The following is a 25797-nucleotide window of genomic DNA, read 5'->3' on the forward strand; positions in this document are numbered from 1 at the left end:
AATGAATATTTTGTTTACTAGCTCTGGTAGGAGGGTCACCTTAATTAAAAAATTTAAGGAAGTACTTAAACAAGAAGGAATCAAAGGAAAAATCTTTACTGCAGACTTAAAAGAAACTGCTCCCACCATTTACTTTAGCGATAAGCATTTTATTGTTCCGCGTGTAAATGAAGAGGGATATATAAATGAATTATTAAAAATATGTAAATCTGAAATGATAAATCTAATAATTCCGTTAATTGATACAGAATTAACCCTTATGGCTAATAATTCGAAGGTTTTCGAAGGTATTGGTGTAAAAGTATTAGTTTCTAGTATGGAATTAAATAAGATTGCTAATAACAAAAAATACACATATAACTTTTTTGCATCTAATAATATACCAACACCTAGAGTATATAGTGATGAAGAGATTGGAAGAAAAGAATATCAATTTCCACTATTAATTAAACCTTATGATGGCAGTTCTAGTAAAGGTGTAACAAAAATAATGAATGAAAAGGAATTGGAATTTTTTAAGGATTATATACCTAACGCTATGATACAAGAGTACGTTTCAGGAGAAGAATACACTATAGATGTCATGGTAGATTTCTGTGGGAATATAAAAACAATCGTTCCTAGATTGCGTATAGAGACACGAGCAGGTGAGGTAAGTAAAGGTATGACCAAGAAGGATTTTGATATCATCCAAGCAGCAGAAACTGTAATAAAAGCTCTTCCTAATCCTATTGGGTGTATTACTTTACAATGTTTTAAAAAGGAGGATGGACAAATTACGTTTATTGAAATAAACCCTCGTTTTGGAGGAGGAATACCACTATCAATAGAAGCAGGAGCGAATTTTCCACTTTGGACAATTAAAATGTGTCAGGGGGAAGTCTTTATAGATAAGGACTTTAATTGGAGAGAAAATTTAACAATGCTTAGATATGATGAAGCGGTTTTTATGGAGAGTATTTAAGATGATGATTAAAGCAATTGTTTTTGATATGGATGATACTTTATATAAAGAGAAAGATTATGTTGTAAGTGGTTTTAAAGCAGTGGATGATTGGATTAAAGAGAAGTATAAGAAAACCGGATTTTATAATATTGCAATTCAATTATTCGATTCGGGGGAAAGAAGGTTCGTGTTTAATGAAACACTAGAAAAGTTAAACATTCCTTACGATGAAAAATTGATTAGTAATTTGATAGAACAGTATAGGTTTCATAAACCAGATATTCAATTGTTGGATGAAGCGGATTGGGTACTAAATAATTTAGTTAATACCGTTAAAATAGGACTTATTTCAGACGGATATTTAGTTGCCCAAGAAAAGAAAATTAATGCATTAAAGTTAAAAGAGAGATTTCATTCGATAATTCTCACTGATGAGCTGGGAAAAGAATATTGGAAGCCGAGCCAAATTCCTTATGAAAAAATAAGTAAGGAACTACAGGTGCCTCATCAGCAATGTGTCTATATAGGAGATAATTTAAGTAAGGATTTTATAACAGCCAAGAAATTGAAATGGTTAACGATCCATATTAATAGAGAAGGTGGAATTCACCATAATCTTATAGTTGAGCAAGCTTATAAAGCACATTATACAATTGATAATTTAAGGAGATTATCTGATATATCTGTATTAAAGCATATGTTTTTAGATACATAGTATTTAAATATGTATAAAGGATGTGTTTACATGCACACAGTTCAGCATAAAAAGCGAATTTACCTTTCCTCTCCGCACATGAGTAGGAATGAACAAAAATATATTCAAAATGCATTTGATACAAACTGGATTGCCCCTCTTGGCCCAAATGTTGATGGATTTGAAAGAGAACTTGCATCTTTTGTAGGAGTGAAAGGTGGGGCTGCAGTTAGTTCAGGTACGGCTGCTATTCATTTAGCTTTGCGATTATTAGATGTCCAAAAGGGAGATACAGTGTTTTGTTCAAGTTTTACTTTTGTAGCGAGTGCGAATCCGATTGTTTATTTGGGAGCTGAACCAGTATTTATTGACTCAGAACCGGAAACATGGAATATGTCACCGAATGCATTGGCACATGCATTGTATGAAGCTAATAAAGTGGGGAAATTACCAAAGGCTATCATTCTTGTTCATTTATATGGTCAGAGTGCTAAACTAGATGAAATTCTTTCACTTTGTAATCAATATAATGTTCCTATAGTTGAGGATGCAGCAGAATCTCTTGGATCTACATATAAAGGAAAAGCAAGCGGTACATTTGGGAGGTTTGGGGTTTATTCATTTAACGGAAATAAAATCATTACAACTTCAGGTGGTGGAATGCTAGTTTCTAATGATGTAGAAGCATTAGAAAGAGCGAGGTTTTTAGCGACACAAGCAAAGGATCCAGCTCCACATTATGAGCATAGTGAGATAGGATATAATTATCGAATGAGTAATATTTTAGCTGGTATTGGTAGAGGACAATTAGAAGTGTTAGAAGATAGGGTGAGAGCTAGAAGATTTATATATAAACGGTATTATGAAGCACTATCTCACATGCCAGGATTTTATTTTATGCCTGAATTAGAAAATACTCGCTCTAATCGTTGGCTTACTACATTGACAATTGATGAAAAGGAATCCGGGATCTCTATTGGGAAATTGTTGAGAACTTTAGCAGAAGAGAATATTGAAGCGCGTCCTACGTGGAAGCCACTTCATATGCAGTCGCTCTTTAAAGAGAAGAAGTATTATCCGCATAGCAAAAATGAAGATGTGTCGCAGTACCTATTTCAAAGTGGGATTTGTTTGCCTTCAGGATCTAATATGTTAGCTGAAGATCAACAAAGGGTAATTCAAGGCATTTTAAAAGCTGTAGAATGGAAGAATTAAAAGTAAGTAAAAGTGGAATTAGATTTGTATACGTACCACTATTTGTTCTTTATAATGAATTTTTAAGGTAATTGTTTGGGGACATTCAGTTTCAATTGACATAAAAAAGGGATAATTATAGGCTTTTAATATCTATATCTTGGTCTGAAAGTAAATTTAAGCATGTAATTGAGAAAGTAATAAAACAAATAATTTCGTTCGTTAAAAAGAATGATAAAGAGGTATGTTTAACGAATTTAATATGTAAATAGTATTTGTAGTAACTTTTCATATATTAGGAGGAAGAAATGAGCGCTATAGCTGGCATTATTCACTTTACTAATGAGCCTGTATCAATTGAGCACGGAAGAGAAGTAATGAGTCGTTTATACAAATATCCTGCCGATGATATTCAAATATGGCACAAAGAAAATGCTTTTCTAGGATGTCATGCACAATGGATTACACCAGAGTCAGTTGGTGAACAATTACCCTTTTATAATTATGAAAAGCAACTGGCAATTACAGCAGATGCTATTATTGATAATCGTAATGAGTTATTTGAAAAATTACAAGTGGATTATGCAGATAGAAAAAACATGACAGATAGTGAGTTGATTTTACTCTCTTATCAGAAATGGGGGGAAGCGGCTCCGAAATATTTGGTAGGCGATTTTGCCTTTATGATTTGGGATGAGAAAAAACAAACCCTTTTTGGAGCCAGAGATTTTTCGGGAAGCCGAACCCTTTATTTTTATCGTGGTGAGGAAAAGTTTGCTTTTTGTACTATTATAAATCCGTTATTTTCTCTACCATATGTTGAGAAGAAATTGAATAAGCAGTGGATTGCTGAATTTCTAGCTATACCTGTAAATTTCGAATCGGTAGATCCACAGTTAACAGTTTACAAATATATAGAACAAGTGCCTCCATCACACACTATTTTGGTAAAGGAAGGCGAAGTGAAGTTTTCGCGATACTATACACCAACTGTAGGGGAAATGCTTAATTTAAAATCAAATGAAGAGTATGAAGAGGCGTTTCGAGAGGTGTATCAAAGTGCAGTGAAGGCACGTTTACGAACACATCACCAAGTAGGAGCTCATTTGAGCGGAGGGCTAGACTCAGGTTCTGTCGTTAGTTTTGCTGCTAAGGATTTACGTGCTGAAAATAAAAAATTACATACGTACAGTTATGTTCCAGTAGAAGGATTTGAAGATTGGACACACAAAGGTAGAATAGCTGACGAAAGACCATTTATTCAATCGACTGTCGAGCATGTAGGGAATATACAGGATTATTATTTAGAATTGCCGGAGAGAAGCCCACTATCGGAAATTGATGATTGGCTGGAAACAATGGAGATGCCATATAAATTTTTTGAGAATACTTTTTGGTTGAGTGGAGTTTATGAAAAAGCATCTCAGAATGGAATAGGAGTACTTCTTAGTGGTCAAAGAGGTAATTGGACAGTATCGTGGGGACCTATTTTAGATTACCAGGCAATGTTATTGAAAAAGCTACATTGGATTCGTTTTTATCGTGAACTACATTTATATAGTAGAAATATAGGAGTGAAAAAATCACGTGTTTTTGAAGTGGTAAGACGAAAGGCATTTCCATTTTTGCATCAGTTACTTTTTTCAGGGAAACAAGATGCAAATTCCACAATAATTAATCCGGAATTTGCAAGGGAAATGAATGTTTTTGACAGACTCAGAGAACAAGACATCGACATAACAGGCACCTCTATCTCTAATGCATATGACATGAAAAGAGAACAGTTTGAAAAACCATATTATTGGAGCATAAATGGAACGTATGAAACGAAATTATCATTACGTTATGCTTTATGGGATCGTGATCCCACAAATGACTTACGATTGATTCAATTTTGTTTGTCAGTTCCAGAAGAACAGTATGTTCAAAATGGTTTGGATCGAGCTCTGATCCGGAGAGCCACAAAGAATTTCCTTCCTGATAAAGTACGATTGAATCAACGGGTTCGAGGTATTCAAGGTGCAGATGGTGTTTACCGTATGGCTCCTTTTTGGAATGAATTTATTGAGGAAGTTGAAGAACTTAGTGTAGATCCAGTAATTTCTGAATTTCTAAATGTCGAGGTAATTAAGAAAGCTATCTCAAAAATTTGTAAAGAACCTCGACCAGAATATGCATTTGATTTAGATTTTAGAATTTTAATGCGTAGCTTAATCTTCTATCGATTTATAAAAAAAGCAATGTGAAAGGAGGTGATACGTATGAAAAAGGAATGGAAACAACCTGTATTAGAAGTACTTAATATTAATATGACTATGGCAGGGCCTGGGCATAAATATCCAGATGCTGTTCAACCTGACCCAGATGATCCAGTGAAGTACAGTTAAGTCATTGGAAAAATAAAGCTCTTATATAGCTTTATTATATAAGAGCTTTCAAAAAATTGACAATGTGGGGGGATAGGATGTTTGATTCTATGGGGAATGTGTTATATCAAGCCTTCGGGTTAAAAATAGTAAGTGAAATCCCATTACCTGAATTGTCTCAGCTGAATGAAAAAAAAGAGATGGCGGATGTTCAAGTTGAAATAACTGATTTGTCAGAACAGTGGGGAGAATATAGCGCAGAAAAGCAAAAAACAATAGTAGTGGAGGATGATATAGTTATGTTTCATGTTCCTCAAACTGCAATATTCGCTATACAATCAGGTGAGAAAATCACCTTTTCACCTATGGCAAATGCAGAAGAAGATAAAATTCGACTATATATTTTGGGAACTTGTATGGGGGCGCTTTTAATGCAACGTAAAATACTCCCATTGCATGGGAGTGTAATTGCCATAGATGGGAAAGCATATGCATTAATTGGTGATTCAGGAGCTGGAAAATCAACGTTAGCCTCGGCTTTTTTGAATAAAGGATATAAGCTTTTAAGTGATGATGTAGTTGCTGTGTCTCTTTTGAATAAAAATACTGCAATAGTTCATCCTTCTTACGCACAACAAAAATTATGGCAAGAGAGCATAAATGAGTTAGGAATGGAAGTAGCGCAATTTAGCCCTTTATTTGAAAGGGAAACGAAGTATGCTGTTCCTGTGAATTCTCAATTCTTTCCTGATCCATTACCTCTTGCTGGTGTTATTGAATTAGTAAAAACGCAGGGAGAAGATATCGAGATGACCCGTATAGAAGGGCTCGCACGCTTGTATAAATTATACCGACATACCTTTAGGAGTTCTTTGATTTCTAAATTAGGATTGATGGAATGGCATTTTGAAACTTCATCTAATATTGCAAGTGGAATGGAAATGTTTCAAGTAAGCCGCCCGGCTTCAAGATTTACAGCGCATGAGCTTGTGGAAGTTATTTTAAATACTATACAGAAAGGGAGTATGGTTGATGGTTGTCCACTCGAGGAAAATATCATTAGAACATAACGTTGTCCAAAGTAAGGGTAATATAGTAAGCGATATGGATGGAGAAAAAGTTATGTTAAATGTCCAGAAAGGAAATTACTATAACTTAGGTGAAATAGGCGGAGAAATATGGGAGCTTATTGAAAAGCCAATAATAATTAATCAGCTTGTTACTATGCTAGTATCTAACTATGATATTGAACGAAAAGATTGTGAAGAGCAAGTTCTTTCCTTTTTAGAGTGTTTGTTTCAAGAAGGGTTAATTCAAATAAAAGATCAGCCTAATAGATAGATTCGTAATTTCAAAAGAACTGTTAGGAAGGGATTAATAAATATTGTGAAAAGGTTAAGGATGTTTTTATCACTGAACATGAAAACAAAGCTCTTATTTTTAGAGGCTTTTATTTTTTTAGGATGGGCACGTGTACTAAAAAATATTACATTTTCCAAAGTTGCATCTTCTTTAGGAGATTACATGTGTGAAACGTCAAGTACTCATATTCAACCGCACGGAGATACGCTAAAAAAGGTGTCCGAAGCAATTTCTATTATGAGTCGTTATACTTTTTGGGAAAGTCAATGCCTTGTTAAAGCTATAGCTGGGATGAAAATGCTCGAAAAACGTCACATTGAGAGTACTCTTTATTTAGGAACTTCTAAGGATAGTCATGGTGAATTAATTGCGCACGCATGGTTACGGAGCGGTTCTTTTTATGTTACTGGATCAGAAGGAATGGAGAAATTTACTGTCGTTGGATCATTTGCAAAGAGGTTAAGTGAGGACACTATTAAAGGAGAATAAAATGGAGAAAGATTTTGGTCTTAATGTAGAGTTCATGTCTAAGGAATTGAAACTTCTTTTTACAATTTTGAAGTTACAAGATGACGAAACACTGCAAACTTATAGTAGTGAATGGTTCACAGATATTGATTGGGAGGTTTTTCTTGAGCAAGCCGTGCACCATCGTGTTTATCCGGTGATTTATCAAAAACTTAAACAGGTAGATGAGGAACGAATTCCTTCACATATTGTACAATCCTTGAATAGAAAATATAAAAAAAATACATTTCAAATGCTGTATTTAAGTGCTGAAATGGAACGAATAAATAAACTATGTAATGAAAACGAGATTCGTATGATTTTTCTAAAAGGGCCTGTACTATCTCAGGATTTATATGGAGATATTTCTTTACGAACATCTTGTGATTTGGACGTTCTCATTCCTATTCAAAATTTAGAAAAAGTAGAAAAACTACTTTTAGAGCAAGGATATGTAAAAGATGATTATATTCAAACGATATTAAATGATTGGAAATGGAGGCATCATCATATAACATTTTTTCATCCAACAAAGCAGATTAAGCTTGAGATTCATTGGAGGTTAAATCCCGGACCTGGTAAGGAACCTGGGTTTGAAGAGCTTTGGAAGCGAAAGAGAAAAAGTACCCTTACGAGTAATCCTGTATATATGTTAGGGAAGGAAGATTTATTTTTATTTCTTGTATCTCATGGTGCTAGGCATGGTTGGTCCAGATTACGCTGGTTAGTAGATATAAAAAAAATTGTCGATCAAGATCTTAATTGGAGTGAGATTCATAAATTAATGAGAAAATATCAAATGCTTCATTTAGGAGGACAAGCGTTAATTTTGGCATCTCAATTGCTAGGTGTACAACTAGATGAAAGAATGATGGAATTAGTAACTAAAAAACATTCAAAGCAGTTAGCTCAAGAAGCGCTGTTTTATTTCAAGCAAATGATAAACTTGCATACCGATCCTGTTCCTGAAGAAGTACTTGCTTATCATAGTAGGCATTTATTTTCACTGATGTCTAATCAGCAAAAAATTTTATTTATTATGAGCCAACTCTATCCTTATCCAATTGATGCAAAAACATTACCTTTACCTAGATCTCTTCATTTTTTATATTTTCCTTTACGTCCGTTTCTATGTCTTTGGAGGAAAACAAAGGAGCTTGCTTTGTTATAGGGGGAACATCGATGAATCATATTATATATTTTATGGAGAAATTATATTCTTCTGCAGGGAAAATTCTGTATGTGAATTTGTTTGGTATGGTTGTAATAAGTTTACTTGAAGGGATAGGTATTATTTTATTAATTCCTATGATAAGTATGACTGGAATAATCAATGTAGGTGAGGAGACTGCTTTTATTGCACCTGTCTATAGGTTTTTACAGGATTTCCCTAAAATAACAAGTCTAATTTCTATTTTAGGTATATATATACTAATAGTGTTAGGTCAAAATCTACTACAAAGAAACATAACGCTAAGGGATGCGAGAACGCAACAAGCTTTTGTACGAGAATTAAGAATTGAAACATATAGTATGATTCTAAAAGCGAAGTGGAGTTTTTTTTTAGAGAAAAGGAAAACAAATCTAATAAATATATTAACTACAGAATTAGCTCGCGTAAGTTATGGGGTTAATTTAATTTTACAATTGTTTGCTGCTATTTTGTTTACATTTATACAGGTGGGGATTGCGTTTTTATTATCACCCCAAATAACTATATTTGTTTTGGTCTTCGGCTTATTATTCTTGGTAGCTTCTCGTGTTTTTATAAAAAAAGCACGAATACTAGGCGGTAAGACCTCAATATTAGCACAAGGCTATCTTTCTGGTATAACAGATCATTTTAATGGAATTAAAGATATAAAGAGTAATACTTTGGAAGCATCACGTTTAGATTGGTTACAATCTATAACAGGAAAGATGAGTAACGAACAAATGGAGTATATGAGAATAAGATCGAACTCTCAATTGTTTTATAAAGTTTCAATGGCTATTTTAATTGCATTTTTTATATTATTATCAGTAAGTATATTTAAAGCTCAACCGGCCCAATTACTATTAATCATACTCATCTTTTCAAGACTATGGCCACGATTTATGACAATTCAGTCTAATTTAGAACAGCTTGCTGCAAGTATTCCTGCTTTTAAATCTTTATGGGAATTACAAGAAGAGTGTAATGAAGCAGTTGAAATGCAGGATATACATCAGCAAAAACATATAAAGCCGATTTGTATAGAACAGGGTATTGAATGTAAGGATATTTATTTTCGGTATAATAAGAAGGAGCATTTGTATGCACTTCAAAATATTAATGTGAAAATACCGATCAATAGTATGACGGCTATTGTGGGACATTCGGGAGCTGGGAAGAGTACATTAATCGATGTTTTAATGGGATTGATTCAGCCAGAGAAAGGTCAAGTATTAATAGATGGAACTCCTCTTACAAGTGAAAATTTATTGTCATTGAGACGGGCTATTAGTTATGTGCCACAAGATCCTTTTTTATTTAATGCAAGCATAAGAGAAAACTTATTGATGATTGATCCGAATGCGAGTGAAGAACAAATTTGGACTGCATTAGATTTTGCGGCGGCAGCTGAATTTGTACGAATGCTTCCAAAAGGGCTTGATACTCTCATTGGAGATCGTGGAGTGAGACTTTCAGGTGGTGAACGTCAACGACTTGTACTAGCTCGAGCTATTTTAAGACAACCATCCATTTTAGTATTAGATGAAGCTACGAGTGCACTAGATACTGAAAATGAAGTAAAGATCCAATCAGCAATAGAAAAGTTGAAAGGAACGATGACTATTGTTGTTATTGCGCATCGGTTATCTACGATTCGGAATGCAGATCAAGTTATTGTTTTAGGAAAAGGTGAAATTGTTCAAAAAGGTGAATTTAATCAATTGGCCAAAGAGAGAAAAGGTGTATTTCGAAATTTATTAGGGTCACAAATGGAAGTAGGTTCATAGAGGAGAAAGATTGAATGAAATCTTGTATTATTGTAATTAGAGTTGAATGATAGCCCGGATAATGGTCAGTTACAACAGATCTTATTCGGGCTTTTATATTTGTGTTTTGTAAATTTAGGGAATAAATATAATTCAGTACCTTGCAATAAATAATACCGAGTGGTATATTATGGATAAAACAGGTACCGTGTATTGAACAGTACTAAAATGAGAAAGGGGGATTGTCCTTGAACGTTCAGTTTAAAAAAGGTGTGTTAGAACTGTGTGTATTGGCACTTGTAAAACGTAAGGATTGTTATGGATATGAACTTGTTCAGCAAATCTCTAATAAATTTTTAATATCGGAAGGTTCTGTATATCCGTTATTACGTCGTTTAACGAAAGAGGGATATTTTCAAACGTATTTAAAAGAATCCACGGAAGGACCGCCCCGTAAATATTATCAACTAACAGAGCAAGGAGAGATGCAACTTACTTTATTAGTAGCAGAGTGGCGTGATTTTGCTAAAGGTGTTCAAGAAATTATTGAAGGGGTGGAATGGGATGAGTAAAGAACGGTTTCTTAAAGAATTATCAAGTCATCTTAGAAAGTTACCAGAAGAAGAGCGACAAGATATTTTATTTGATTATGAAGAGCACTTTCAGTTTGGGATGGAAGAGGGGAAAACTGAATCAGAAATAATAAAGGGACTTGGCTCTCCGAAAGTAATTGCGAAAGACTTGCTTGCTCTGTATCGCTTTGATGAGATGAAAAAGGATCCATCGACTTCTAATATAACAAGAGCTGTCATGGCAGCGGTTGGACTTAGTTTGTTTAATTTCATTATTGTGTTAGGCCCATTAATTGCAATTATCGGTTTTATATTTTCTTTTTGGGTCGGTGGGATTGCTAGTGTAGTGACACCATTTTTCGTTATTGTAAAAGTATTTATGGGCACTTTTATATGGTTGGATCTTTTCGTTAGTATAACGTTTGTCGGAGTAGGTTTGTTGTTATGTATTGTAGCTTATTGTAGTACGAAGTGGTTTAAAAGATTATGTGTACGCTATGTAGTCTGGAACTTCAAAATGATAAAAGGGGAGTAGATGATGAAAAAGATATTATTAGTAGCTATCGCTTGTATCATTATTGGAGTAATAGGGATTTCACAAACATATGAAAAAGCAGTACAAACTGCAGAAAAAGGAGATAAAGAGGACGTAATTAAAAATGAAACGCTAAAAAATGTAGAAGTTAAGTTAGATGCTGGAGATATTGTTGTCCAAAAATCTCCTGATTCCTCTTTTTATGTAAAGCAAAAAGGAGACGTAAGTAAACAGGAGATTCGTATTGCTGAAGATGGTGATACATTAAAAATCATAGGGGAAATAGAAAAAGGTGTTTCATTTGATTTTTCATTTTACAATTTCGGATTTCAAACGCCTACATTGACTATATTAGTACCTGAACGTTCTTATCAAGATATAAAAGTAAATTCATCCGCTGGACAAATAGAAATAAGTAATGTGAAAAGTGACCGCGTAAGTGTTGAAACACTCGCCGGAGAAGTGGATTTGAAACATGTAACAGCAAAGAGTGTGGAGGGGTCTACAAAAGCTGGTGAGGTGAATTTTAAAAAAGTAATAGGGAAAGTAACAGCAAAAACAGCTAGTGGGGATATAGATATTATTGATCATGATTCTAAATATGATTTAGAGGTAAGTTCAACTGCTGGAGATGTAGATATTACTTTATTGGAAAAGCCACAAGATGCAGTTATAACTGGGCAAACTGCTGCTGGAGACGTGACAATTTTTAATGAAGACAATAAAAATATAACGATTGGTAATGGTAGTAAAAAGATTAGCGGTAAAACCGCTGCTGGAGATGTTACTATTGAAACGCGTTAATAATTAATGAAACGCATTCTTTTGAATGAACGGAAATCTATCAAAATATAAAAAGAAGATAATTACCTATATAAATAAGGGAATTATCTTCTTTTTATTATTTTTAATGTAAATCACGATATACGCCAATTACTTTTCCAATAACTGACACTTGTTTTAAAATAATAGGTTCTAGTGAAGAGTTTTCCGGTTGTAGACGGAAATGATCTTTTTCTTTATAGAAACGTTTAACAGTTGCTTCGTTATCTTCTGTTAAAGCAACTACAATTTCACCGTTGTATGCAGACTGTTGTTGGCGAACAACAACTAAATCACCATCAAAGATACCGGCTTCAATCATGCTATCTCCAGAAATGCGTAACATAAACACTTGATCTGCTCCAGCAACGATACTAGCTGGAAGTGGGAAGTGATCTTCTACACTTTCGACTGCTGTAATCGGTAAACCGGCAGTAACTTTTCCGACGATTGGAACTTGAATAACAGATTGTGTTTCCGTTCGGTTGTCACCTAAAATTTCAATTGCGCGTGGTTTTGTTGGATCGCGTCGAATATATCCCTTTTCTTCTAGTCGTGATAAATGTCCGTGCACTGTAGAACTAGAAGCAAGGCCAACTGCTTGACCGATTTCACGTACGGAAGGTGGATATCCTTTTTCTTGTACTTTTAGCTTAATAAAGTCGAGAATGTCTTGCTGGCGTTTCGTTAACTTTTCCATGTTTTCTAACACCTCGTTTTCTTTCATTTTTCTTATTATTAAGTATAACATGCGAAAAAACATTCTACAAACATAAGTTCGAACGAAAGGCAAATTTATGATACACTATAAGGAAAATATAGTGAGAAAGAAGGGTTCAAAATGAATGCAATTATTTATGCACGTGTGAGCACAACAAAAGAAGAACAGGAAACATCATTATTGCGTCAAAAAGATGAATTATTGCATTTAGCTGAGCGCTATCAAATGGATGTTACAAAGGTAATTGAGGAGCAGGCTAGCGGTTATACAATTGAACGTAATGGCATATTAGAAGTGCTAGATACAATTCGAGATGAACAAGTTGATGTACTACTTATACAAGATGAAACGCGTCTTGGTAGAGGAAATGCAAAGATTGCATTAATGCATTGTTTACATAAAGAGGGGATAAAAGTTTATACGCACACGCATAGTGGTGAATTACAGCTTTCAGATTCTGATTCGATGGTGCTAAATATAATTGGGATCGTTGAAGAGTATCAAAGAAAGATCCACAATTTAAAAATTAAACGTGGCATGCAAAGAGCAGTGGAGAAAGGATTTCGTCCAGAAAATAATTTGAAAAATCGTCATTTAAGCGTAGGACGTGAGAAAAAAGAAGTGCCAATTGAGGAAATTGTACGTTTGCGCCGGAATGAATTAACTTTTGAAGAAATTGCAGCAACACTTCGTGGTTTTGGTCATGATGTTTCAAAAGCAACTGTACATCGAAGGTATGTAGAATATACAAAGCAATTGCTTGATAAAGAGGAATAACTATTGTATGATAATAATCAGTTTTGAGTAGAAGGGGGATTCGAGATGCCAAGTCAAGAACTCATTGAACGCATTAACTTCTTAGCGAAAAAAGCAAAAGCTGAAGGCTTAACTGAAGAAGAACAACGTGAGCGCCAATCGCTTCGTGAACAATATTTAAAAGGATTTCGTCAAAATATGTTAAACGAATTAAAAGGAATTAAAGTCGTTAACGAAGAAGGCACGGACGTTACACCGGCGAAATTAAAAGCTTTAAAAAAGCAGGATAATGCAAAATTAAATTAAAAGATGGGCATAGCCCATCTTTTTTTATTTGTTAAAATTGTTATTTAATAACTTTCCAGTTTTCATTTTTCGTTGCTTCTATCCTTTTATGCTTCAATATATAGTTAGCGATAAGTTCAGACATATCTGTTGGTATGTCTTTTACTACTAGCTTATTTTGAAACATAAAGAAGTTCCCGCCACCGCTTGCACGATAATTATTCATAACAACGTCATATTCTTCATTCATATTAAGAGGAGCGCCTTTATACTGCAAAGACTCTACTCTCTCTCCAATTGGTTTTGAAATGTTTAATACATACGAAATCCCTTCCCACATATCGTAATTATAGTGTTGTGGTTTTGGTTCTATATAGGTAGGGTTTACGATGATGGTTCCATCTGCTTTTAATGTGAAATAAGAAGCAGAGAGTTCGAGAGCATCTTTTATATCCGCTCCGGTTATTCTAATTACTTTTAATGTATTTGGATAAATATAATTAGAAACGATGTCACGCATTGTTACATGTTTCGGGAAACCTGGAGATGTATTATGAAACAAACTTGTACAAGAAATTGAAACATTAGCTATATCCATCTGTATTTTATTTATGAATTCAATAAAAGGATGGGCTTGCAAACGTGTTTGCATAGCATCGGAAATTTGCATATCCCCATAAATTATTCCAATAGGTTTATCAAGCCAATTTTGTGTTTTCTCTTCATAATTGGCAACCAAGGAAAGAACATCTTGGTCTGCCGCAATTCCTTGTACGGGCAATAACTCTGAATAACTCTCTTTTTTCACCCATTTTTGTTCTGCTTTTTCGAATGTTACTGTTACTTTTCCAACTGAGTGTCCATTGCATCCGGTCTGTAAAATTGTTACACCATTAATCACGGTGTGAGCGATTTCTCGGTGTTGGTGGCCTGTTAGTAAAATATCTATGCCTTCAATTTCATGGCACATTGCATATCCTTGGTTTTCACCTGTTAAAACTTCAGTCGGTACTCCGGTTTGTAAATCACGTTCAAATCCCCCGTGATAGGCTACGACTAGTAAATCTGGTTTTTCATGTTTACGGATGTAAGAAACCCATTTTTTTGTTGTTTCAAATGCATCTTCAAATTGTAAATCTTTAATATGATGTGCTTGTTCCCAATGGGGGATGTAATGCGTTGTCACCCCTAAAATAGCAATTTTTATATTTGATTCAATATGTTTTATTATATATGGTTTCCCGAAATAAGGTTCTTTTCTGTTTTTATCTAAAATGTTTGCTGATAGATAAGGGGAATTTGCAGTAGCCACAGCATTATTTAATATATCCATTCCATAATTAAATTCATGATTTCCGATAATTGCAATGTCATACTCTAAGTAGTTGGCTAATAAGGACATTGGGTTTTCCATATCTTTTTCGTATGTAGCGTAATGATAAGTAAATGGTGTTCCTTGAATGAAGTCCCCGTTATCAATCAGAAGAATGTTTGCATTTTGAGAACGTTCTTTTTTTATGAGAGTAGAAATTTTAGCTAAACCAATTTCTGCTTTGGAGTTATCTTGGTAGTGAATTGGATACACAGTACCATGTACATCGCTTGTTAATAAAATATTTAAAGTTACAATTTGATTTTGATTCAACGCCATTCACCTTTTCTATAGTTATCTTTCAATCAATCATATCAAATATATGAAAAGAATTTTAATGTGAATGTATAGAATGTGTAAAGATTCTGTAAATAAGCAATTATTTGTAAAAATATGTGATATATTTCTTCATGTTTATGGAAGGTTATTTTATAACAACGAAAAATGGAGGCATTAACATGTTGAAAAAAGTTTTTGCAATGAGCACAACAGTTGTACTAGCAGCGGGATTATTAAGTGGATGTGGAACGAAGGAATCAAGTGCAAGTAAAAATGAAGATACGAAAAAAGGTTATATACCGAAGACACTAAATGTTCAATTTGTTCCTTCTCAAAATGCAGATACGTTAGAGGCGAAGGCAAAACCATTGGAAAAGCTATTAAGTGATAAATTAAACATTCCGGTAAAAGTTAGTATTTCAACGAATTACAATACAATTGTAGAAGCGATGGCATCTAAGCAAGTAGATGTAGGCTTTTTACCTCCAACAGCGTATGTGTTAGCGCATGAGAAAAAGGCTGCAAACGTAATTTTACAGGCGCAACGTTTTGGGGTAGATGATGAAACTGGAGCTCCCACAAAGGATTTAGTAGATGTTTATAAATCAGAGTTTGTTGTTAAGAAAGATTCTAATATTAATAGTGTAAAAGATTTAAAAGGTAAAAAAATTGGCTATCAAGATGTAACATCATCAGCGGGTTATGTATGGCCTGCGGCTGTATTGTTAAAAGAGGGAATCGATCCGCTAAAGGATGTGAAACCTGTTACATTAAAAGGTCATGATCAGTCACTTATTGCTCTTTTAAATGGTGATGTAGATGCAGCTGTTGTATTCCAAGATGCTCGCAATATTGTAAAAAAAGATTATCCGAATATATTCGATCAAACGAAAATAGTGAAATTTACGGAGAAAATTCCAAACGATACGATTTCTGTACGTTCTGATTTAGATGCAGAGTGGAGCAAGAAATTACAGGATGCTTTCATTGAAATAGGAAAGAATGAGGAAGGGCACAAAATCATTAAAGAAGTATACTCACATGAAGGATACGTTAAATCTGATGATAGTAAATTTGATATCGTTCGTGAATATGGAAAGAAAGTGAAAACGCAATAATACATATGGAAATGGCGACTAACTGGAAAGTGTGTGATTTCAGTTAGTTTGCCGTTTTTCAGTTATTGATAATACATAGAAGGTAGGTAAGATGTGTGATAGAGTTTCGAAATGTTTCCAAAGTGTATCCGAATGGTACAAAAGGATTGAATAATATAAACTTGAAAATTCAAAAAGGTGAGTTTGTTGTAATGGTCGGGCTATCCGGGGCTGGAAAATCTACACTTCTCAGATCGGTAAATCGCCTTCATGAGATCACAGAAGGAGAAATCATTATTGAAGGGGAGTCTATTACTGCTGCAAAAGGAAAAGGATTACGACGCATGCGCCGAGATATTGGTATGATTTTTCAAAGTTTTAACCTTGTGAAGCGATCAACGGTACTGAAGAATGTATTAGCTGGGCGGGTTGGATATCATTCTACATTGCGTACAACGTTAGGTCTGTTTCCGAAAGAGGATGTGGAGCTTGCATTCCAGGCGCTGAATAGAGTGAATATCTCAGAAAAGGCATATGCACGAGCTGATGAATTATCAGGGGGACAACAGCAACGTGTATCAATTGCTAGAGCATTGGCACAAGAAGCGAAAATCATATTGGCAGATGAGCCTGTTGCTTCGTTAGATCCTCTGACAACAAAGCAAGTAATGGATGATTTGAAGAAAATTAATGAAGATTTTGGAATTACGACAATTGTAAACTTACATTCTATTGATTTAGCGAGGCAATATGCTACTCGTATTATTGGATTACATGCTGGTGAAATTGTTTTTGATGGATTAGTAGAAGAGGCAACGGATGAAAAATTCGCTGAAATTTATGGGGACGTAGCTCAGAAAAGCGCATTATTAGAGGTGGCAGCTAAATGAATGAAGTGACGATATATTCGAAATCGATACCGAAGCCGCCGAGTAAATTGAAACATATGTTAACGGTTATTTTAGTTATTTTACTGTTGTGGGGTAGTAGTGTACAGGTCGACGCATCATTTTCAAAACTAGTAGTTGGTTTTCCAAATATGATGGATTTATTGAAGGAAATGGTGCCACCAGACTGGAGTTATTTTCAAATTATTACAACAGCAATGTTAGATACAATACGTATGGCGATTATTGGAACGACTTTAGGGGCGATTTTAGCCATTCCACTTGCACTATTTGCGGCAAGTAATGTATTTACTAGTGTATTTTTGTACAGTCCAGCTCGATTGATTTTAAATTTTATACGAACAATACCAGATTTATTATTAGCGGCTATTTTTGTAGCGATTTTTGGAATAGGACCACTTCCAGGTATTTTGGCTCTTACTTGTTTCTCCGTTGGACTCGTAGCGAAATTATTGTATGAGTCAATTGAATCAATTGATCCAGGTCCATTAGAAGCGATGACAGCTGTAGGAGCGAATAAGGTGCAATGGATAGTTTATGGGGTCATTCCGCAAGTGAAAGCGCACTTCGTCTCCTATGTACTTTATACATTTGAGGTGAATGTACGTGCAGCAGCTGTTCTAGGTTTAGTAGGAGCAGGTGGGATTGGATTATATTATGATCGTACACTTGGATTTTTACAATATCAACAAACTGCTTCTATTATTATTTATACCCTTGTTGTTGTATTGCTAATTGATTATATAAGTACAGTGTTGCGGGGGAAATTATAATGAGTAAAACGACAATAATCGTACCAAAACCGAAGAAACCGAGTATATATCGCTGGATTATTTTTATAGCACTTACAGTTGTATATGTATGGGCCTTTTCAGGAGTCCCGTTAGAGGGAATAAAGAATACGGCGGGAGAAATTACAAAAGCAATTATGACAGGCGTATTGAACCCAGATTGGTCGTATGTATCTTTGCCAGATGGTGAAGATTTATTACACGGTTTAATTGATACGTTGGCAATTGCGATATTAGGTACATTTATTTCTGCTTTTTTATCTGTTCCATTTGCTTTTTGGGCGGCAACGAATATGAGTAGTGGAAAATTAACTTCAGGAACTGGGAAATTTGTACTTAGTTTTGTTCGTACATTTCCTGAATTAGTTATGGCTCTTTTATTTATAAAAGCTGTTGGTCCAGGCTCTTTTGCCGGAGTTCTAGCTTTAGGGTTACACTCTATCGGAATGTTAGGGAAACTATATTCGGAAGGAATTGAAAATATAGATAAGGGACCGACGGAAGCGTTAATAGCAACGGGTGCAAATCGATTTCAAATACTTTGGTATGCCGTATTACCACAAGTTTTACCGGATTTTCTATCGTATACGTTATACAGGTTTGAAATTAATGTACGATCCGCTACGATTTTAGGTGTTATTGGAGCAGGTGGTATTGGTACGCCATTAATTTTTGCACTTAGTTCACGTAATTGGTCTCGTGTGGGAATTATTTTATTAGGTATCATTTTAATGGTAATTATAATTGATTTTATTTCAAGTTCTATTCGTAAGCGGATTATTTAATTTGTTTTAAAAGCATCTAATTCAGATGCTTTTTTGTATTTTTAAAGGTTATCAAAAAGGAGATATATCAGAAATTAGTATATTTGTATAAAAATACAGATAATTATATTTATTTTTAAAATAAAAACAATTAAAAAGTATGTCATATTGAATGCCCATACATTCCCTGAATCACTGTATTTTTTATGAAAAATCAAAAAAACATCAACATATTTGTCGATACATGTTGTATAATCTTGCGTGGGAAGCTATCATATAAATGTATAAAACGTTTACTAACATACGCGAAGGGAAGAATAGCATGTCACATTCAATCGAACAACTTTCTATCAACACGATTCGCACATTATCCATTGATGCGATTGAAAAAGCAAACTCTGGTCACCCAGGAATGCCAATGGGTGCAGCACCAATGGCTTATACATTATGGACTCAATTTATGAAACACAATCCAAATAACCCAACGTGGTTTAACCGCGATCGTTTCGTATTATCTGCAGGTCATGGCTCAATGTTACTATACAGTCTACTTCATCTATCTGGTTATGACTTAACAATGGATGATTTAAAGAACTTCCGTCAATGGGGAAGCAAAACTCCAGGACATCCTGAGTATGGTCACACAGCAGGTGTAGACTCAACAACTGGTCCACTTGGACAAGGTATTGCAACTGCTGTAGGTATGGCAATGGCTGAAAGACATTTAGCGGCTAAATACAACCGTGATGCGTATAATGTAGTAGATCATCATACATACGCTATTTGTGGTGATGGAGATTTAATGGAAGGCGTTTCTGCTGAAGCATCTTCATTAGCGGCTCATTTACAATTAGGTCGTCTTGTTGTACTTTACGATTCAAACGATATTTCATTAGATGGCGATTTAAATCGTTCATTCTCTGAAAGTGTAGAAGATCGTTACAAAGCATACGGATGGCAAGTAATCCGTGTTGAGGATGGAAATGATATTGAAGCAATCGCAAAAGCAATTGAAGAAGCGAAAGCTGACGAAAAACGTCCAACGCTAATTGAAGTAAGAACGACAATTGGTTTCGGTTCTCCAAACAAATCAGGAAAATCAGCTTCACATGGTTCTCCACTTGGTGTAGACGAAACAAAATTAACGAAAGAAGCATACGCTTGGACTGCTGAACAAGACTTCCATGTAGCAGAAGAAGTATATGACAACTTCCGTAAAACAGTACAAGATGTTGGTGAAACGACGCAAGCTGCGTGGAACACGATGCTCGGTGAATATGCACAAGCATATCCAGAATTAGCAAACGAACTGCAAGCAGCAATGAACGGTCTTCTTCCAGAAGGTTGGGAACAAAGCTTACCAACTTATGAATTAGGATCAAAAGCAGCAACACGTAATTCTTCAGGTGCTGTAATTAATGCAATTGCAGAGTCTGTACCATCATTCTTCGGTGGATCTGCTGACCTTGCTGGTTCTAACAAAACATACATGAATAACGAAAAAGACTTTACAAGAGCTGATTACAGCGGAAAAAACATTTGGTACGGTGTACGTGAGTTCGCAATGGGTGCAGCAATGAACGGTATCGCACTTCATGGCGGTTTAAAAACTTACGGTGGTACGTTCTTCGTATTCTCTGACTACTTACGTCCAGCAATTCGTCTTGCAGCATTAATGCAATTGCCTGTAACGTATGTATTTACACATGACAGTATTGCTGTTGGTGAAGATGGTCCAACACATGAACCAGTTGAACAATTAGCAGCGCTTCGTGCAATGCCAAATGTATCTGTTATTCGTCCAGCAGACGGTAACGAATCAGTTGCAGCTTGGAGACTAGCTCTAGAATCTACAAAAACACCAACTGCATTAGTGTTAACTCGTCAAGATCTTCCAACATTAGAAGGTGCAAAAGACGATACTTATGAAAAAGTAGCAAAAGGTGCATATGTAGTTTCTGCAAGCAAGAAAGAAACTGCTGATGTAATCTTAATTGCAACTGGATCTGAAGTAAGCTTAGCGATCGAAGCGCAAAAAGCTCTAGCAGCAGACGGCGTTGATGCAGCTGTTGTTAGCATGCCATCTATGGATCGCTTTGAAGCTCAAACTGCTGAGTACAAAGAATCTGTACTACCAAAAGCAGTAACGAAACGTTTCGCAATTGAAATGGGTGCTACAATGGGATGGCACCGTTATGTAGGGCTTGATGGAGATGTACTAGGTATTGACACATTCGGTGCTTCTGCTCCTGGTGAGAAGATTATGGAAGAGTATGGATTTACTGTAGAGAACGTTGTTCGTAAAGTAAAAGAAATGCTTTAATGATTTTAGAAAAATCTCTCCAGCATGGGGAGATTTTTCTATGTAATTGAGTTTTTTCGACAGGAAAAGTTTTTTCTCTCTCCGTAGTCAGACAATCATTGCAAATCTTCTCTTATATAATGTAGGGAAAAGGTTGTCCAGATCGGGAGGGGAAAAATGAAAACGTATGAATTGTATTTAATTCAAGAGGATATTGCGAAAGCTTACTTTGGTCGTGAATATTTGTTTTTTGATTTATTTGCTCGATTTTCAGAATCTGGGTTCCTTTCGGAGAAGAAAGTATTATATAAACAAATGACGTATATTACGATGCCGTTACAAGTAATGAAAATTCATCATAAATTAGAACAAGCTTTGCGTGTTCTTGGTAAATATGAAAGAACAAATCATACTCATACGCTTTATACAGGAGCCGAATACGGAGAAATAATGGTGAAACCACAATATATTCGAATAAATACTTCTGGAAATGTATCCATGGAAACAACTTTCTTTGAGGTGCTTAGAAAGTGTGAGTTAACATTTTTAGCGATGGATTATGAAAATAAAAAGTACGGTTGGTTAAATCCTCTCAAACAAGTACGAACATATGTGTAAAAAATGTCGAATAGTATCTTGTCTTATTGAAAAGGTTTTAGTACACTGTAAGGTAGACAACATGAAGGAGGAAAAGATATGCCAATGTGGTTAGGTATTCTAGTGGGCGTAGTAGCACTAGTAGCAGGCGTGGCGTTAGGATTTTTCATTGCCCGCAAATACATGATGAATTACTTACAAAAAAATCCACCAATTAACGAACAAATGTTAAAAATGATGATGATGCAAATGGGACAAAAACCTTCCCAAAAGAAAATCAATCAAATGATGAGCGCGATGAACAAGCAACAAACAAAATAAGCGCAAAAGGGCACTCTTACCGAGTGCCCTTTTCTTTTGGTTATAAAATATATTTAAAACTTTTAAATATTCTGCATTTTTGTTACACTGAAAACATCGCTCATTTTAAGGGAGGAGGATAAATATGAAAGTGTTTTTTAATTTGGCTTGGTTTTTTAAGCAAGAAAAACGAGCGTACATAATCGGAATTATTATGTTATTTGGTGTCGCGCTTCTTGAACTTGTAGCGCCAAGAGTACTAGGGATTGTAGTAGATGAAATTAATAGTGGAACATTAACGTCTGAAAAATTGTTGAACTGGGTTATTCTATTAGTAGTTGTAGGAATTATGATGTATATATTACGTTACTTATGGCGTATTATGATTTTTGGATCTTCTTTAAAACTAGCTCGTCAACTGCGAAAGAATCTATATGAACATTTTACTAAGATGAGCCCATCCTTTTATCAATCACGTCGCACAGGCGATTTGATGGCACATGCGACAAATGATATTCAGGCGATTCAGCAAACTGCGGGGGCAGGTGTTTTAACACTCGTTGATTCATTAGCTGTTGGAGGATGTGTACTCGTAGCGATGGGATTTACAATTAGTTGGAAGTTAACGTTATTAAGTTTAATTCCGATGCCAATTGTAGCTATTTCTACAAATTATTATGGAACTTTATTGCATAGAAGATTTCATAAGGCACAGCAATCGTTTTCTGAAATCAATGATAAAGTACAAGAAAGTATGAGTGGGATGAAGGTAATTCGCTCACTTGGACAAGAGAAAGAGGATTTACAAGCGTTTCGGAAAAAATCTGAAGATGTCGTACATAAAAATATGCTAGTTGCACGTATTGACTCGTTATTCGATCCAACGATTTCCCTAATTGTCGGATTTTCATTTTTGATCGCAATTTGTTACGGATCATTATTAGTCGTACGAGGTGAATTAACTGTAGGGGAATTAGTAACATTTACAACGTACTTAGGGACACTTGTATGGCCAATGTTAGCTTTTGGATGGCTATTTAATATTATGGAGCGTGGACGTGCTTCGTATGATCGTGTGGAGAAAATATTTTCACAAACTTCAGATGTAGTGAATAAAGAAAATGCTATACATGCTATAGCAAGTGGTGATGTTTCGTTTGCTGTTGATTCGTTTTCTTATAAAAAGAATGAACTATTAAACTTAAAAGATATTTACTTTAACTTAAGAAAAGGTGAAACGTTAGGAGTTGTAGGGCGTACCGGTGCAGGGAAGACGACGTTATTAAAATGTTTAATTCGAGAGTATGATCATTTTAATGGTGAATTAAAAGTTGGGGAGCGGGATATTCGAGATTTAACACTTCACGGTGTGCGTTCTGCAATTTCATATGTACCGCAAGATCACTTTTTATTTTCAGCGAGTATTGGGGAGAACATTGCTTTTGGAAAGGTCGATGCTACATATAAAGAAATTAGCCGAGCTGCTGATATTGCTTGTATTCATAATGATATATTTCAATTTCCAGAAGGGTATGACACTGTAGTAGGTGAAAGGGGCGTTTCACTATCAGGAGGTCAAAAACAGAGAATCTCTATTGCGCGTGCATTATTAACAAATGCTGAAATTTTAATATTAGATGATTGTTTATCAGCCGTAGATGCAAAAACAGAAGAAACTATTTTAACTGCATTGAAACGAGAAAGGGCAGAGAAAACGACGATTATTACTGCCCATCGTTTAAGTGCTATTCAGCATGCAAATCTTATTCTTGTTATTGATGAAGGTAGGGTTATGCAGCGAGGGACACATGAGCAATTAATGAAAGAAAATGGTTGGTATAAAGAAATGTACGAAAGCCAGCAGTTAGAGGCGTTAGTAGAGAAAGGAGGCGTATGATGGCTGAGAAAAAACGGAGTGATTTAAGAAGGTTGCTTTCTTATATGAGGCCCTATAAAGGGTTATTGGCGTTAGCATTTTTATTTCTAGTTGGTGCAACTGTAACTGAAATGATGGGTCCTTTTTTAATTAAACAATTTCTTGATGAACACTTAGTGCCAGGTAACTTTGAACAATCAGCACTTGTAACCCTATTTGTAGTGTATATTATTGCTCATTTATTAAAAGTATTATTTACTTATTTAGACTTATTGTATTTTCAAAATATCGCTTTTAAGATTGTCCAAGATATGCGAGTTGAAGTGTATGAACATGTTCAAAAATTGTCATTAAGCTTCTTTGATCGTACGCCGATTGGTACGCTCGTATCTCGCATAACGAATGATACAGAAGCGATTAAGGATTTTTATGTTAGTGTACTATCAACATTCGTGAAAAATGTAGTCTTTTTAGTAGGGATTTTAGTAGCGATGTTTTTATTAGATGTAAAATTAGCGCTATTTTCGCTCATATTAATTCCGGTAATGTTTGCAATTATGGTGTTGTATCAACGGAAAAGTGCAGCTTTTTATTTAGAGGTACGTAATCAGCTGAGTATATTAAATGCAAAGTTAAATGAGTCCATTCAAGGTATGAATATTGTTCAGGTGTTCCGGCAAGAAAAGCGGATGAGAAAAGAATTTGAAGAAGTGAACAATAAACATTTTAGTGCTGGACGTCGTACATTGAAATTAGATGCATTACTTTTACGTCCAGCAACAGATCTTGTTCATATTGTAGCAATTGCGTTAGTACTTGGTTTATTCGGAATCGATGCTTTAAAGAGTCCTGTTGAAGTAGGGGTTTTATATGCTTTCGTTAACTATATTCATCGTTTCTTCCAACCGGTAAATGAGATGATGATGAAACTATCTTTCTTCCAGCAAGCGCTTGTTTCATCATCGCGTGTATTTCATTTAATGGATGATAAAGATTTAGCTCCTGTTCAAATGGGGAGTGAACAGCCACGAGTAGCTAACGGGGAAATTCAGTTTAAAGATGTTACTTTTTCATATGATGGAAAGCGTGATGTTTTAAAAAATGTATCTTTTCATGTAAAGCCAGGGCAAACGGTTGCTTTCGTAGGGCATACTGGTAGCGGAAAGAGTACGATTATGAATTTATTAATGAGATTTTACAATATTAAATCAGGAAATATTGTAATAGACGGAGTAGATTTAGAGCAGTTTGAAGAACAAGAAATTCGAAAGAAAATTGGTCTTGTGCTGCAAGATGCATTTTTATTTGCTGGAAATGTAAAGCAAAATATTCGTATGTATAATGAAGAGATTACGGATGAAGAGATAGAGGAAGCGGCAAAGTTTGTGCAAGCGAATACGTTTATTGAAAAATTACCAGAGCAGTATGATACAGAAGTTGTCGAAAGAGGAGCTGCATTTTCTAGTGGTCAAAGGCAATTAATTGCTTTTGCTAGAACGATAGCAACCAATCCGAAAGTATTAGTGTTAGATGAAGCGACGGCAAATATTGATACAGAAACAGAGGAGGCTATCCAAACGGCATTGCAGCAAATGCGAAAAGGTAGAACAACGATAGCGATTGCGCACAGATTGTCTACAATCCAAGATGCGGATCAAATATTTGTTATGCATGAAGGGGAAATTGTAGAAAGCGGAACACATCAAGAGTTACTTAGTAAACAAGGACTTTACTACAATATGTACTTGCTACAAAATAAAGGGAGTTTGCAACAGGCCTTGTAGAATTAC

26 protein-coding genes are annotated in these 25797 nt (G+C 35.1%); 24 read left to right on the plus strand and 2 right to left on the minus strand.

Annotated elements, in window-relative coordinates:
* Position 1 precedes the first annotated feature (1 nt).
* The 13 genes from JFU18_RS24685 to JFU18_RS24745 all read left to right on the plus strand — a co-directional run bounded on the left by JFU18_RS24685 (position 2) and on the right by JFU18_RS24745 (position 11941).
* The gene (locus JFU18_RS24685; protein ID WP_002014454.1) at positions 2-964 is read left to right on the plus strand and encodes an ATP-grasp domain-containing protein; all 963 of its coding nucleotides are present in this window, start codon (positions 2-4) and stop codon (positions 962-964) included.
* A gap of 1 nt (position 965) precedes the next feature.
* Positions 966-1661, plus strand: a complete 696-nt coding sequence (locus JFU18_RS24690; RefSeq protein WP_002165242.1) for an HAD family hydrolase — start codon at positions 966-968, stop codon at positions 1659-1661.
* Positions 1662-1691: 30 nt separating this feature from the next.
* Complete coding sequence (locus tag JFU18_RS24695) at positions 1692-2855, plus strand: aminotransferase class I/II-fold pyridoxal phosphate-dependent enzyme (protein WP_201034223.1); 1164 nt, start codon at positions 1692-1694, stop codon at positions 2853-2855.
* A gap of 287 nt (positions 2856-3142) precedes the next feature.
* Complete coding sequence (locus JFU18_RS24700; protein ID WP_201031619.1) at positions 3143-5080, plus strand: lasso peptide isopeptide bond-forming cyclase; 1938 nt, start codon at positions 3143-3145, stop codon at positions 5078-5080.
* A 15-nt stretch (positions 5081-5095) separates the two neighbouring features.
* A complete protein-coding gene (locus JFU18_RS24705) occupies positions 5096-5221 on the plus strand; it encodes a paeninodin family lasso peptide (protein WP_000712621.1) in 126 nt (41 codons plus the stop codon).
* A gap of 77 nt (positions 5222-5298) precedes the next feature.
* Positions 5299-6270, plus strand: coding sequence for an aldolase (locus JFU18_RS24710; protein ID WP_201031618.1), 972 nt, complete (start codon positions 5299-5301; stop codon positions 6268-6270).
* A complete protein-coding gene (locus tag JFU18_RS24715; RefSeq protein WP_002128586.1) occupies positions 6233-6541 on the plus strand; it encodes a lasso peptide biosynthesis PqqD family chaperone in 309 nt (102 codons plus the stop codon). The genes JFU18_RS24710 and JFU18_RS24715 overlap by 38 nt, the downstream gene beginning before the upstream one ends.
* A gap of 36 nt (positions 6542-6577) precedes the next feature.
* Positions 6578-7051 carry a lasso peptide biosynthesis B2 protein gene (locus JFU18_RS24720; protein ID WP_201032263.1) on the plus strand — a complete coding sequence of 158 codons (474 nt, stop codon included), beginning with the start codon at positions 6578-6580 and terminating at the stop codon, positions 7049-7051.
* A 1-nt stretch (position 7052) separates the two neighbouring features.
* Positions 7053-8240: a nucleotidyltransferase domain-containing protein gene (locus JFU18_RS24725; RefSeq protein ID WP_201031617.1), complete on the plus strand. Its 1188-nt coding sequence runs from the start codon at positions 7053-7055 to the stop codon at positions 8238-8240.
* 11 nt (positions 8241-8251) lie between these two features.
* A complete protein-coding gene (locus tag JFU18_RS24730; protein ID WP_201034222.1) occupies positions 8252-10051 on the plus strand; it encodes an ABC transporter ATP-binding protein in 1800 nt (599 codons plus the stop codon).
* A gap of 227 nt (positions 10052-10278) precedes the next feature.
* Positions 10279-10602 (plus strand): PadR family transcriptional regulator, encoded by a 324-nt coding sequence (locus JFU18_RS24735; RefSeq protein WP_201031615.1) that lies wholly within the window; start codon positions 10279-10281, stop codon positions 10600-10602.
* Positions 10595-11137: a DUF1700 domain-containing protein gene (locus JFU18_RS24740; protein WP_201031614.1), complete on the plus strand. Its 543-nt coding sequence runs from the start codon at positions 10595-10597 to the stop codon at positions 11135-11137. The genes JFU18_RS24735 and JFU18_RS24740 overlap by 8 nt, the downstream gene beginning before the upstream one ends.
* Positions 11138-11941 (plus strand): DUF4097 family beta strand repeat-containing protein, encoded by an 804-nt coding sequence (locus JFU18_RS24745; RefSeq protein WP_201034221.1) that lies wholly within the window; start codon positions 11138-11140, stop codon positions 11939-11941.
* 103 nt (positions 11942-12044) lie between these two features.
* Here the strand turns inward: JFU18_RS24745 and lexA are convergent, their stop codons facing one another.
* Positions 12045-12659, minus strand: a complete 615-nt coding sequence (gene lexA / locus JFU18_RS24750) for a transcriptional repressor LexA (RefSeq protein WP_002137782.1) — start codon at positions 12657-12659, stop codon at positions 12045-12047.
* A gap of 141 nt (positions 12660-12800) precedes the next feature.
* Between lexA and JFU18_RS24755 the strand changes: the two genes are divergently transcribed.
* The gene (locus tag JFU18_RS24755) at positions 12801-13457 is read left to right on the plus strand and encodes a YneB family resolvase-like protein (protein ID WP_201031613.1); all 657 of its coding nucleotides are present in this window, start codon (positions 12801-12803) and stop codon (positions 13455-13457) included.
* Between the two features lie 45 nt (positions 13458-13502).
* Positions 13503-13742: a DUF896 domain-containing protein gene (locus JFU18_RS24760; RefSeq protein WP_002014431.1), complete on the plus strand. Its 240-nt coding sequence runs from the start codon at positions 13503-13505 to the stop codon at positions 13740-13742.
* 40 nt (positions 13743-13782) lie between these two features.
* On the opposite strand, the gene JFU18_RS24765 is transcribed toward JFU18_RS24760, so the two are convergent.
* Positions 13783-15366 carry a bifunctional metallophosphatase/5'-nucleotidase gene (locus tag JFU18_RS24765; protein ID WP_201034220.1) on the minus strand — a complete coding sequence of 528 codons (1584 nt, stop codon included), beginning with the start codon at positions 15364-15366 and terminating at the stop codon, positions 13783-13785.
* A gap of 185 nt (positions 15367-15551) precedes the next feature.
* On the opposite strand from JFU18_RS24765, the gene JFU18_RS24770 reads away from it, so the two are divergent.
* From JFU18_RS24770 to JFU18_RS24810, 9 genes are all read left to right on the plus strand, one after another.
* Positions 15552-16490, plus strand: a complete 939-nt coding sequence (locus tag JFU18_RS24770; RefSeq protein WP_201034219.1) for a phosphate/phosphite/phosphonate ABC transporter substrate-binding protein — start codon at positions 15552-15554, stop codon at positions 16488-16490.
* A gap of 95 nt (positions 16491-16585) precedes the next feature.
* Positions 16586-17359: a phosphonate ABC transporter ATP-binding protein gene (gene phnC / locus JFU18_RS24775; RefSeq protein ID WP_002033479.1), complete on the plus strand. Its 774-nt coding sequence runs from the start codon at positions 16586-16588 to the stop codon at positions 17357-17359.
* Positions 17356-18150 carry a phosphonate ABC transporter, permease protein PhnE gene (gene phnE, locus JFU18_RS24780; protein WP_002087885.1) on the plus strand — a complete coding sequence of 265 codons (795 nt, stop codon included), beginning with the start codon at positions 17356-17358 and terminating at the stop codon, positions 18148-18150. Before phnC ends, phnE (JFU18_RS24780) begins: the two co-directional genes overlap by 4 nt.
* Positions 18150-18953 (plus strand): phosphonate ABC transporter, permease protein PhnE, encoded by an 804-nt coding sequence (gene phnE, locus JFU18_RS24785; RefSeq protein WP_201031611.1) that lies wholly within the window; start codon positions 18150-18152, stop codon positions 18951-18953. The genes phnE (JFU18_RS24780) and phnE (JFU18_RS24785) overlap by 1 nt, the downstream gene beginning before the upstream one ends.
* A 301-nt stretch (positions 18954-19254) precedes the next feature.
* Positions 19255-21255 (plus strand): transketolase, encoded by a 2001-nt coding sequence (gene tkt / locus JFU18_RS24790; protein WP_033707075.1) that lies wholly within the window; start codon positions 19255-19257, stop codon positions 21253-21255.
* 156 nt (positions 21256-21411) lie between these two features.
* A complete protein-coding gene (sirA, locus tag JFU18_RS24795) occupies positions 21412-21852 on the plus strand; it encodes a sporulation inhibitor of replication protein SirA (protein ID WP_002014415.1) in 441 nt (146 codons plus the stop codon).
* Positions 21853-21930: 78 nt separating this feature from the next.
* Positions 21931-22152: a YneF family protein gene (locus tag JFU18_RS24800; protein ID WP_001132292.1), complete on the plus strand. Its 222-nt coding sequence runs from the start codon at positions 21931-21933 to the stop codon at positions 22150-22152.
* A gap of 124 nt (positions 22153-22276) precedes the next feature.
* Positions 22277-24028, plus strand: a complete 1752-nt coding sequence (locus tag JFU18_RS24805) for an ABC transporter transmembrane domain-containing protein (RefSeq protein WP_201031610.1) — start codon at positions 22277-22279, stop codon at positions 24026-24028.
* Positions 24028-25791 (plus strand): ABC transporter ATP-binding protein, encoded by a 1764-nt coding sequence (locus JFU18_RS24810; protein WP_044443688.1) that lies wholly within the window; start codon positions 24028-24030, stop codon positions 25789-25791. Before JFU18_RS24805 ends, JFU18_RS24810 begins: the two co-directional genes overlap by 1 nt.
* The last annotated feature ends 6 nt before the right edge of the window (positions 25792-25797 follow it).

Source organism: Bacillus sp. TH22, from assembly GCF_016651015.1.
Taxonomy (GTDB): Bacteria; Bacillota; Bacilli; order Bacillales; family Bacillaceae_G; genus Bacillus_A; species Bacillus_A mycoides.